At 70.3% G+C, this 1082-nt stretch carries 1 protein-coding gene; it reads right to left on the reverse strand.

Annotation, left to right across the window (positions count from 1 at the left end):
* On the reverse strand, positions 1–1082 hold a 1082-nt coding region (locus ACIBK3_RS46775), incomplete at both ends, for a maltotransferase domain-containing protein (RefSeq protein ID WP_399374781.1).

Here is a 1082-nt window from a genome sequence, read left to right on the forward strand (position 1 = left end):
TCCTCGCTGCCCTCCCTGAGCGGGGTGTTCTCGCACAGTTCGTAGCCGCTGTAGACACCCCAGGTCGGGGAGAGGGTGGCCGCCAGGACCGCGCGGACCTCGAAGGCCGGCCGGCCGCCGTGCTGGAGGTAGGCGTGCAGGATGTCGGGGGTGTTGGTGAAGAAGTTCGGCCGCATGTAGGCGGCCGCCTCGCCCGACAGCTCGCCCAGGTACTCGGTCAGCTCCTCCTTGCTGGTGCGCCAGGTGAAGTACGTGTACGACTGCTGGAAACCGATCTGGGCCAGGGTGTGCATCATCGCCGGCCGGGTGAACGCCTCGGCCAGGAAGATCACGTCGGGGTCGGTGCGGTTGACGTCCGCGATCACCCGCTCCCAGAACACCACCGGCTTGGTGTGCGGATTGTCCACGCGGAAGATCCGCACCCCGTGCCGCATCCAGTGCCGCAGCACCCGCAGCGTCTCCGTGACCAGCCCGTCCATGTCGGCGTCGAAGGCGATCGGGTAGATGTCCTGGTACTTCTTCGGCGGGTTCTCCGCGTACGCGATCGTCCCGTCGGGCCGGTGGTGGAACCACTCCGGATGCTTCTGTACCCAGGGGTGGTCGGGGGAGCACTGCAGGGCGAAGTCCAGCGCGATCTCCAGGCCCTCCTGGCGGGCCCGCTCGACGAACCAGTCGAAGTCCTCCAGGGTGCCCAGGTCCGGGTGGACGGCGTCGTGGCCGCCCTCCGGTGAGCCGATCGCCCAGGGCACGCCGACGTCGTCGGGTCCGGGGGAGAGGGTGTTGTTGCGGCCCTTGCGGAAGGTGTGCCCGATCGGATGGATCGGCGGCAGGTAGACCACGTCGAAGCCCATCGCCGCGATCGCCGGCAGCCGGCGGGCGGCGGTGCGGAACGTGCCGTGCGGGTGCTCGGGCGTGCCCTCGGAACGCGGGAAGAACTCGTACCAGGCGCCGTACAGCGCCCGCTCCCGCTCCACCAGCAGCGGCAACGTCTCCGAGGCGGTGACCAGCTCCCGCAGCGGATGCCGCGACAGCACCGCGTCCACCTCCGGCGTCAACGCCGCCGCCAGCCGGGCCGCGACGGG

Origin of the sequence: Streptomyces sp. NPDC050287 (assembly GCF_044459385.1) — a bacterium.
GTDB lineage: Bacteria > Actinomycetota > Actinomycetes > Streptomycetales > Streptomycetaceae > Streptomyces.